7 protein-coding genes and 5 pseudogenes are annotated in these 10129 nt (G+C 38.4%); 7 read left to right on the forward strand and 5 right to left on the reverse strand.

The window, feature by feature from the left end; all coding sequences use genetic code 11:
* The 3 genes and pseudogenes from ACED53_RS21885 to ACED53_RS21895 all read left to right on the forward strand — a co-directional run.
* A pseudogene (locus tag ACED53_RS21885) lies at window positions 1-211 on the forward strand (IS5/IS1182 family transposase); the annotation flags it as partial.
* 776 nt (window positions 212-987) lie between these two features.
* Window positions 988-1260 (forward strand): transposase, encoded by a 273-nt coding sequence (locus ACED53_RS21890; protein WP_017100261.1) that lies wholly within the window; start codon window positions 988-990, stop codon window positions 1258-1260.
* Between the two features lie 424 nt (window positions 1261-1684).
* A pseudogene (locus ACED53_RS21895) lies at window positions 1685-1843 on the forward strand (IS630 family transposase); the annotation flags it as partial.
* A gap of 194 nt (window positions 1844-2037) precedes the next feature.
* Here the strand turns inward: ACED53_RS21895 and ACED53_RS21900 are convergent.
* Both ACED53_RS21900 and ACED53_RS21905 read right to left on the reverse strand, forming a co-directional pair.
* Entirely contained in the window at window positions 2038-2772 is a 735-nt protein-coding gene (locus ACED53_RS21900) for a hypothetical protein (RefSeq protein ID WP_016800077.1), read from the reverse strand.
* 405 nt (window positions 2773-3177) lie between these two features.
* Window positions 3178-5232, reverse strand: a complete 2055-nt coding sequence (locus ACED53_RS21905) for a hypothetical protein (protein WP_016800076.1) — start codon at window positions 5230-5232, stop codon at window positions 3178-3180.
* 406 nt (window positions 5233-5638) lie between these two features.
* Between ACED53_RS21905 and ACED53_RS21910 the strand changes: the two are divergent.
* Window positions 5639-5858: pseudogene (locus tag ACED53_RS21910) on the forward strand (IS3 family transposase); the annotation flags it as partial.
* A 72-nt stretch (window positions 5859-5930) separates the two neighbouring features.
* Here ACED53_RS21910 and ACED53_RS21915 read toward each other — a convergent pair.
* Complete coding sequence (locus tag ACED53_RS21915) at window positions 5931-6566, reverse strand: LysE family translocator (RefSeq protein WP_102580066.1); 636 nt, start codon at window positions 6564-6566, stop codon at window positions 5931-5933.
* A gap of 99 nt (window positions 6567-6665) precedes the next feature.
* Complete coding sequence (locus tag ACED53_RS21920) at window positions 6666-6911, reverse strand: hypothetical protein (protein ID WP_016800074.1); 246 nt, start codon at window positions 6909-6911, stop codon at window positions 6666-6668.
* Window positions 6912-7300: 389 nt separating this feature from the next.
* On the opposite strand from ACED53_RS21920, the pseudogene ACED53_RS21925 reads away from it, so the two are divergent.
* From ACED53_RS21925 to ACED53_RS21935, 3 genes and pseudogenes are all read left to right on the forward strand, one after another.
* Window positions 7301-7792: pseudogene (locus tag ACED53_RS21925) on the forward strand (transposase); the annotation flags it as partial.
* Window positions 7793-7965: 173 nt separating this feature from the next.
* On the forward strand, window positions 7966-8517 hold the full coding sequence (locus ACED53_RS21930; RefSeq protein WP_240798338.1) for a PadR family transcriptional regulator: 552 nt from the start codon (window positions 7966-7968) through the stop codon (window positions 8515-8517).
* A gap of 173 nt (window positions 8518-8690) precedes the next feature.
* A complete protein-coding gene (locus tag ACED53_RS21935; protein WP_016800071.1) occupies window positions 8691-8870 on the forward strand; it encodes a hypothetical protein in 180 nt (59 codons plus the stop codon).
* Window positions 8871-9471: 601 nt separating this feature from the next.
* Here ACED53_RS21935 and ACED53_RS21940 read toward each other — a convergent pair.
* A pseudogene (locus tag ACED53_RS21940) lies at window positions 9472-9621 on the reverse strand (transposase); the annotation flags it as partial.
* Window positions 9622-10129: the final 508 nt, after the last annotated feature.

Raw genomic sequence — 10129 nt, forward strand, 5'->3', positions numbered from 1 at the left:
ATTATACGGCTCAAATAAGTATTGGAAAGAGCGGTATGGATACCACAAACGTTCACTCTCAGAAACAGCGATGTATCGAGTTAAACAGTTACTAGGAGGACGATTGAGCTTAAGAAATTACAATGCGCAGGTGGGTGAGACTTACGCGATGATAAAAGCGTTGAACAAGCTTACTGGGTTAGGTATGCCTAAAGCTTGTCGTATTGACTAAGAAACACACGAAACGAAGTAGCTCTATCTCTAAATTTAATTACGCAACAAAGCCTATCCTCGCCCTAAAAGCGGGCGAGGATTTACGGAGAAATTGCTAACTGGAAATTGAGAACCTCAAAATTATCCTATAAAATTTATTCCTAACGAAGCCGTAAATTCCACATGCTTCCAGCTCGATATAAATCACGATCATTTTTAATCCGACCCGGGCGACTTGCCCCTCCCTCCTCTCCTCGACCACCTACAACCATAGCTAACATTTCTAATTCTTCTTGCGATAATAAAGGATGATTGTCAAATATAACTCGTTTCATTATTAAACTCTTAATTTAAAATTAAACAAAAGAAATTAATTCTAAATTATGATTACATTTAAAAAATTAATTAATAAGTTAATAATTTAATAAGTTAATGTAAATTATATTCAAAAATAAAATAACCTTGAATTCTAATTTCAGCACCGAGCCTACTGCATAAATACAACGTTGCTCATCTTCTTTGAAAATAACGTCTAACGCCCAGGACTCTGGTTCTCAATGTGCCAAAGTTTTCTTGTCGCTCTTGAGCGGCTTTGTTGAAGCGCTCATTTAATCGCCAATTTTGAGTTGAGAGCCTTTTCCTATATTCTTATCATACCTTGATGTATTCACTCTCATAATCATACCTTACAAACACAATCAATCCAGGCGTCAACACTTCAAAAAAACACCTACCGACAAACCAATTATATTGCGTGACCGAGGGCGGATTGATATCTGATTATCAGGCGACACTATGGATAATTGGCAGAGTGAGCAACGCACTTATGATGGAACAGGCTCATCCCCCAAATACCCTGATAGCACAATAAGAGCGTGCCATTATTTGAGACTGGTCTTCAAACAGCCCCTACGCCAACTTCAAGGTCTCATCGATAATCTATTAAAAAGAATGGGGTACGCAGATCTAGCCTGTCCAGACTATACCTCTCCTTCTAAGCGCTTATCTCAACTAGGTCTTAAGAAGCCCGCATTCAAATCCACATATAAACCGAATGAGGGGCCGTAGGGGCACTGTGTGAAAAAATTGATATAGATGCAGACCATGTTTCAGCCGATAAAATGGACGATACCGAGGACGTCTAGGACGCATTATCGAGCAAATTTCCTGAAGCCGATAATCATTCCTCCCAAAGATAATCTGTTTGCTGACGACGCTCGCAATCCTAAAAGGATGAGAAATTTAGTGGCGTATTCTGCATTAGGTCCCATACGGTGGCAAAAGACAAAGCAGTATGGCAAAAGGAATGTGTCAGAGAATGCGATGCAACGTTACAAAGCCATTATAGGTCCCCAATTACACAGTAGATACTTTGAAAACAACAACAGGAAATGATGCTAGCGGCATGATTTACACAGCTTGGTATGCCCGACAGCTACCGAGTCGCTTAATGATGTCAAAAGACAAAGTGGGTTGAGTACTGCAACAAAGCCACGAGAAGTCGAGAAACAACGTTTACTTCAAAACTAAACGAGACTTCAAGGCGGCGATAGACCAATTTTTTCTCGTGACTCTTCCAGAGATGGCAGGCTCTTTGACATCTCAGATTAATGATAATTTTCAGGTACTCAAACCTGCACCTTCAAGTTGATTCAATATATATGTGCTGTGGGTGAGCTTTATTCTGTCATAAACATCCAATTTTAAGGCGAGTTATCTATATATTTGTGCTGCTGCTTGCTTTGACATCAATTATTTTACCTCTTCTTTATTCAGAGAGCATTAACATCATAATTATCTCTTTCAGTTTGGCTTTAGCGACCTCTTGCGCCATGTAATGCCTAACTAAAAGCAGTTAGGTGTTGAAAAACCCATCCTTCGATAATTAGTCTCAAGAACATCCGAGATCATAAAAGCAGTAACCTTCTTTATTTCACCTCCGCCTTTCTTTAAATCTCGAATTATCTCCCTACCATTTTCAACACTCGCTCTTTTAACCGCTCCCGGTCTATTAAGCCTAGTATTAACAATGTTATCGGGGTCTGACATCACTTGAGATATGCTTCTTTTTTCTAATGCAGTCCAATCCTTAACCTCACTAATCACTACATTTTCACCTTTATATGAAGTTGAAAAGTATAATTTATTAGAATCTATTACATCTGAGCCCAAGGTATCAGAGGCACTTTCTAAAAAATCGTCATTGAACTGCAATGCCTCTGTTACGCTACTTTTAGTACTTTCATTTGGAAATGGTATTTTACCTTCCTCAATATCAGCTAAAATATTTTTGTTCTTTTCAAGCATACTTTTTACATTCTCATATAGCTTTTTCCTAGCTTCTGAATGTTCCAAGGGTTTATCTAAAACTAACTTTTCAGTAGAGAAGCCGACTTTTGAAAGCCTTACCTCCCCATTTTGAATTATTATTTTCGGCCTGATCGAGTCTAATTCACTTGGATTTATTTTAGTTACATCAATTTCAAGACTCCCAGACATCGAGCTAAATGAAATTGCAGAGAGTAGCAATATCAAAAATGTATTTATAAGATATTTAATTTTATATTTTCTTCCCATCATGATTCACCTCTTCAAGGAGTAATTGGTCTATGGTAATCCGGGGAAAGGAGAAGCCAACCCATTGTAATTCCCCTCAATAACATCAGAAACTACAAAAGCGGACATTCACCTAACGTTCGGATTATTGGACTTAAAATCTCTCACCACACTTCTACCTGTTTAGCACTGCACCTTTAAGAACCACATTAGTATTTACAATGTTGTCTGGATAACATGACGCAAGAGAAATACGCTTGCTCTTAACCTTAGGTCGCTCGAACGTTAGACATCAAAATGGATTATCCTTTGATTTAATTAAACTAGTGCCTCTTCCTATAGTCTTGATTTTTAGTTAATCAACTCAAAAAATCATTTTTAAAACTTTATCTAAGATACTTTTTCCCTGCTCCCATCACAATATTCGACCTAATTGGCGTGATGCAGGCGCATGGGTGGTCCTGTTTGAGAAACAGGAACCCATAAATTGATAGTGTCATCAAGGTACCTAATTATTTTATTATTATCTTCATCTAAAAAAGGAGTTGAGTTAAATGCTAGCCAATCAAAGTTTCCGCTTGAATATTTATGTACTTCTTGAGAAGAGTAATTTACGAGTTTACTGTTTTTATTTAGCGCAACCAGGTCGTCACGTAAATCGCTCAAGATTACAGCAGCGGCTTCATTTTCCCAATCACTTAACTTTTGTAGTTTCTTCACGTAATTATCGATTAATGCGCCCACAACGTTAAAGTAACTATTTTGAATAGAGCTAGTCATTTGAGCATAATCAATGAATCGTAATGATGTCTCATAGTTATCACCACCTTGTAGGCTCATTAATGAAACAGCATCATTTAATGCAACATCTACCTTTTTCTTTAGGCTTCCATCAGCCACATGTTTATCGATTTTCTCAATAAGCGAATTTAATTTTTCTTGACTGATTGGCTTTAATGAAATTTCTGATTTATCTACTAATTTAGTATTAACCAGGTCTTTAGCTGCATGATAAGAACTCATAATTTTGTTTTTAAGGGTGGAATGTTCCTCTCCAATTTTCGAATATGCATCATTAATTAATTTTGTAAACTTGGTCTCATCAGTCACATCGACGCCTTGGCTAATTAGTGACTTTGTTATGGCAAAAACAAATGGAGCAACATCAATTTTGGATTTAATATCATTCATGACAGAGCCTTGAATTATTGAGCTTTCAATTGGCATAAATATCGATATAAAAATAAGAAAACCTTCTTCAACCTTTACCTCTGAATAATCAAGGTTTTTCAAAATATGATGCCCAAAATATAACCAAGAATAGTATTTTTTTAGAACATCATTATATGGGGTTATCATTGATTCCTGAAGACTATGGATAAATTTTGTATCTGTAAGCATATCTTTGAATTCAACAACAAGATGATCGCTATTGTCATATATTACATCTACTGTTCTCTCTAAAACTGGGAAAAATACATCATTCAACCAACGCATATTTGGTATTGCAACATTTTTTATCGATTTTGAAAATCGGATGCTGTTTGTGCCTTCATATAATGGATGGAAATTTGCATTATTTAATGGGACATGTCCGAAACTACTTATGTATTTCTTCCCTGTCAATGAGGTTGAATACCAGTATTTTAAATTTTCCTTTAATCCGATTAGGTGGCTAATAGTTACTGGTAATTCACTGGAAACGAATTGCATGGTTATTGGGGTGGATACTGTGTTATCTTTGAAATATTTATCTACTCTATTAGAGTAATTATCATTAATCAATCTATATGCTAATTTGTGGAAACTGTTTTTATATAATTCAACTGTTAATTCTCCAAAATGTTTATATTCATAATTATAAATCTCATCATTATCACCTCGGATTATTTTTTTAAGCTTTAGTAGTGATGCGTCTGTTTTATCAATTGCTTTTGAGTAGACACCCATCAAAGTGCGATCGGACTCTTCCATCTTGTTGATGACCCCAGCCATTTTTATATCACCATAAATTGCAATCCCTTCAGCGATGAGAACACCTATAACTGGGTTTATAGCTTCCGCAATTGACTCGGAGAAAATTGAGCCGATAACTTCCCCTGCAATTTCCGGTGCTATGTAGGAGCCCAAAAGAACGGCACCACCAGTGATTTCATCAGCATTTTTATTTTCTATGCCGTCAAGCAATTCTAATCCACCACTTACAACGGCAATAGCTCCACCAATTTTCTCTGCCAACTCCATTGCTCCGGTTTCAAATTCTGGTATAACCTCACCAATTTCTTCATTAGTAATCTTTTGGCCAATGGGAGTTTCTTTTTCTGATATCGGTGAGATGTCCTCTTGAAAATCATCAACCTCTTTTTCAAGAGTTGTAGTTTTACATGCTTCCCCCTCATCCAAAAGAAAATAGAAAGAGTTAGCACTATTGGCAAATAATACCGCTCCGATTGATAGTCCAATAGTGCTTATTTTAAACTTCATTGTCCATTCCCCCGCCTAAAATATGATTTTTTGAAAATTTTTATGGAATTAAAAAATTGGTAAAACTGACAATAGACTATTTCAATCAATCAATAAGAACATTTAAATAATTTATGTTTTATTTATATTGAAAAATTATCATCCTTAATAATTCAAGGAAAAAGCATGAGCCACACCAAGAGAGTTTTTGACTCTGAGTTAAGTGAGAAAGAGCTTGCGGTTGAAAATGCAGCTAGAACAGTATTAGTCAAAAACAAGATTATATGTAGCAAAGCGGAAAGGGCTTTCAATAAAGGAAAGACAAAGGTGTTTGAAACATTATATAGTTCGTTAACTTTACCCAATTACATTCAAAGACCTTTCAGTTATGACGTAAGTGTTGATATAGGGGCGTCAACGCCAGTGTTTCCACTTAATGAAAGTAGAACGTCCAATACGAGCCGATAATGACGAGAGAAGATATGCGCCAAGCACTCTTCGAATACATCGAGGTTAATTATTACCGAACAAGAAGGCACAGGGCACTTGAATATCTAAGTCCAGTTAATTTCTTGTCACTTAGCAAACCAGTCAGTCTGACAAGTGTAGAGCACCCTTATCAAATAGGAAAACACTTATTCATATGAAGGTAAGACAACTTTTCCCTCACCAAATTTTTGTGAAAGAAAAGACTCTACAAACAGTTACGCTTCCCCAATTTATAGACTCGTCGAAAAAAGATAGATAAGGTAAAGACTCATTAAAACAAAGAAAAATCCTGCAATTTTATTGCCCCACTGTTCAATGTATCTTGACACTATATGTGCCCGCATCCAGTAACCAATGACAGCATACATCGAAAGCACTAGTGCCGTCGAAATACCGACAATCCCCAAACAGATCATATAATCACTGATATTACTATTCGTAAGGTCAACAAAACTAGGTAAGATAGAAGCATAAAAAAGGATAGTTTTTGGGTTCCCCATAGCTATAGATAGCCCGGCAAAAAATTCCTTTGTTGATAAATCAGACGTTGAGATATCGGTTTCACTAAAATGAGGAGAAGCCGCCATAATTAGACTATAGCCTATCCACCCTAAGTATATGGCACTAACAAATTGTACGAAGTGATAGATTCCTTGGACGCCGTTCTGAGCAAGTGCCGTATTGATGCTAAAATATGCAATGCTAAAAAATAACATAGCACCTATGACAATTCCTAAGGTCGTTATTAAACCCGACTTAAGCCCGACCCCCATACTTTGAATCATCACTAGCAACACACTTGGACCAGGTACTATTGATAGTAGCGTAATTGAAGCTGTAAATAATAAGATTGTGGTAATGTCCATGCCATTGCCTTTTAATGGTCTGTGCGTACGTAAACCCACATAGGCTTAATATCTGCAACATGAAAGCCAAACTTCTCGTAGAATCTAAATACTTGATTATCAACAAGTAAAGCTTTTTCGCTTGCCATAATGTTCCACTAAGTTTGATGCTTCCTCACTCAATTCAAGCCACAAATTTTCTGGCAGTATATCGGCGATGCAAACCAGAGGCTTTTTTGAAAATTGGGATTGAAGCTTACAAATATCTGCTTGAGTTAAACTGTCTATAAAATTCTGAAAAGCAGCGTCAATCCTTGATTGTCCATATTGCATGATGAATGTATCCTCATAAATTAAAGTTTTCATGCTAGATTCGAGTTTATAAAAATCAAAGAATAACGCTTAAATTCCGTTTTTTAATGAGGGAAGATAACTATTTATCCAAATTTATCTGCAAATGAATAAACAATTTATTACGTCTGAAAAATATACCTTTGCAGTCATCTCTTAAGGCGCGACCCAGAACAACGATAACAATACAAATATAACTAGTTGGAGTTTCCACTCAAATATCCTTTGAAACTATAATAATGACTAAAATAAATGTGACGACTGTAGTCATCTTGATAAAATGCTTAAAACCCATCAATTAAACAATTAATTTATGATTTAATTTATTCCCCTCGGTTTTTTGCGCAACTCAATGGAAATAAGTCAGCAACCTATGATCTGAGCAACTACCTTCACTCTCCTTCTTAGCCTCATGGATTGATGAAGAGACGATAAGCAGGTGGGCGCAAAGCAAACAGAATAAGCGCGGGAGACCACGTCGGTTTAGTGATTTAGCTCTCACGACAGCGCTCATGGTGAAACGCGGCCACTGAGAGCGCTACAAGGATTTATCGACTCGATATTTAGACTTGCCCATGTTCCATTAAGTTGTCCGCATTACACTTGCATCAGTCGTAGAACAAAGCAAGTTGAGGTCTCATTTAAGACTAAAACGAGAGGAGCAATACAGTACCTAGCCATTGATGCTACTGGCCTTAAGGTTTATGGCGAAGTTCTTCCGAACTTACTGAAACAAACACGTCAAAGCACCCTTGAGGTATCTGGTGATGGCGCTTACGACACGAGATCGTGTCACGCTGCTATTAAGATTAAGCGAGCCGTTGCGCTTATTCCCCCCAAGAGAAGGGGCAGCCTTCTGGGAGCGTGGCCATCCTAGAAATCTCGCAATGGGCAGCTAGAAGTTATACGGCTCAAATAAATATTGGAAAGAGCGGTATGGTTACCACAAAGCCTATCAACAACTCAAAATCAAAAAACGGATAATTATTAATTATTAATTACCCTTCAACCTCTTGCGATAGCTGACAGGAAGAAGCATAAAGACGTCAGGTTAATAATCGCCCCAATAATGATGAAAACATCTCAGCGCATTCAAGCCGACCGCATTGTAATAATTGAAGGAACTAAAAAGATGTCACTACGTTACGTCATATTGACGTATTTAAATGAAAAACCCCACTCAGGTTACAGCGTCACCAAAGAAATCAACCAATCCCATTATTGGAGCGCCGTCCTACAGCATACTTATCGAGAGATTAAGGTATTGCACAAAGAAAGATGGATAGAAGCGCATGCGAACTGTGCTTCAAAAGGCAACGCTTTCACTATCACCGAACTTGGTAAACAAGCGCTAATTAACTGGCTATCGACACCGGTGGCCACCTGTCAGCATAGAGATTCGTTTTGTATAAAATTGATGAATCATTCTCTCGCACCAACAGAATTAAGCCGTGAGATAGACCTCAGCATCAAAACCACCCTCACGGTCTGTCAATATTACGAACGAACCTTGAAACAACCGCAATTAAACGCTCGTCAAACCCTTATCCTCAAAAAGCGACTCGCAGAAGTTCAATTGAATTTGGATTGGTTCCAAGACATCCAGAAGACCTTGTTTTGAAAACGTCCACTCAAAGCAAAGTCGTTAAAAAAGAAATTGACCACATCGCCAAATACATTACACCTCAAGAAGATGAGGCCCCGTCAAGCACGCACCCAGAATGAACTTGAAGAGAACGACATCAGCCAAAATATTAAAATAGTGGGATTGATTCATAATAAGGAGAACACCTCATGGACAAAAGAACCGTACCAGCCCATCAGCGCATGGAAATACCGCTTAAACCCAACCACGCCTTACCATATCCAAGTAAAACCGTGCCAGAAAAATTAAAGCAGCAGACCAAAGTTCGTCGCCGCATTGAAGACATCCTTGAAGCCCAAGAATTTGATGCGCTTTGGAAGGATGGGTGAAATAGAAGACAATAAAGCACGGCCGCTTTGTCGCGTAATTCAGTTGAGAGACCATTTTTCACCGTTTGATATGCTTTTTAATCAATACGACAGGTTTCAGGCATCCCAAGCTTCTACAGCGCTTTGAGCATGTCTAAGTTTATGAAAGTAAACGTTTGTGATAACCAGACCGCTGTTTCCAATACTTATTGGAACCGGACACCTCCGGGCAACCAGCCGCGAGATTTCGGGAAGGGGATGAGCTCAAACGCGAGTTTAATCTGAATTGCATAGTAACAAGACCTCGTGTCATAGCGCCATCGCCAGATACCTCTATGAGACTTCGGCGTGTTTATTTGAGTAAGTTCGGGAGCACTTCTCCACCGGTAACATTAGATAAACTTAACTCAGCAGCAAGGATTTTCGGCGTCTTGGTATCGACCGCTAAGTGTAACTTTCGCCATACTCTAAGCTTCCCATCTGAACAAGGTTTTTTACTTCCTACTTACCTTCACCATAAACCTTGATGCCTCTCTACTCAATGGCTAGGCACTGCATTGCGCCTCTTGTTTTTGTTTTAGATGAGATATCTACCTCTTTTGCATGGCGAATGATACTTTTGTTATGTGGGCAGCTCAACGGAACATGAAGCTAGCCTAAATATTGAATCGATAGACCCTTGCAGCGATCTCAATGGCATAGAGAAGACTCGTTTCACCATTAGCGCAGTGGTAGTAATAACTAAATCACTGAATCGACGTGACCTACCACGCTGGTTCTGTTTGCTTTACGTCCCCCCACTTATCGCCTCGGGACCTATCAGAGCTAATAGGAACTAATACAGGTAAAGGAGACCTCTTTTTATTTGTACTGCAATTTATCTAACTCATAATTGTCCGTGCGACCTGAAGTCGTATGAAGCGTTGTTCACCACGCAGAGTGAACCATCTGTATCACCAGATGACCCTAAGATCCTGAATAAAGCAGCGGCTCTGACAACGTAACGAAGCTTGGTCGTTAGGCTGAGCGGGAGCAAAATCGTGAGAGGATGTTCCTCCTGATAACCTCAAAATCGGGTGAGTGCTAGGGAGTCAATATGATGAATGTAATGTGAATCCATTTAAGGCGCGTTATGTGATGAAACAGCGGAAGTGGTTAATACGCTGTAGCCAAAAGGCAACGAGAGTCGGAAAGAGATTGGACAAGGCTCTTTCGTGGTCATTGTACTCTCCGCACCATTGTGGGCATCTTATGTGGACTCCCCATTGTCAACAGTAATC

The sequence above is a fragment of the Vibrio sp. 1F169 genome (assembly GCF_041439605.1).
In the GTDB taxonomy this organism is placed as follows: Bacteria; Pseudomonadota; Gammaproteobacteria; order Enterobacterales; family Vibrionaceae; genus Vibrio; species Vibrio tasmaniensis_A.

Excerpts from the sequence above, each read along its gene's own strand:
- ACED53_RS21890 (WP_017100261.1), top strand. The coding sequence starts at position 988 with ATGGATAATTGGCAGAGTGAGCAACGCACTTATGATGGAACAGGCTCA.
- ACED53_RS21900 (WP_016800077.1), bottom strand. The coding sequence starts at position 2,772 with ATGATGGGAAGAAAATATAAAATTAAATATCTTATAAATACATTTTTG.
- ACED53_RS21905 (WP_016800076.1), bottom strand. The coding sequence starts at position 5,232 with ATGAAGTTTAAAATAAGCACTATTGGACTATCAATCGGAGCGGTATTA.
- ACED53_RS21915 (WP_102580066.1), bottom strand. The coding sequence starts at position 6,566 with ATGGACATTACCACAATCTTATTATTTACAGCTTCAATTACGCTACTA.
- ACED53_RS21920 (WP_016800074.1), bottom strand. The coding sequence starts at position 6,911 with ATGAAAACTTTAATTTATGAGGATACATTCATCATGCAATATGGACAA.
- ACED53_RS21930 (WP_240798338.1), top strand. The coding sequence starts at position 7,966 with ATGATGAAAACATCTCAGCGCATTCAAGCCGACCGCATTGTAATAATT.
- ACED53_RS21935 (WP_016800071.1), top strand. The coding sequence starts at position 8,691 with ATGGACAAAAGAACCGTACCAGCCCATCAGCGCATGGAAATACCGCTT.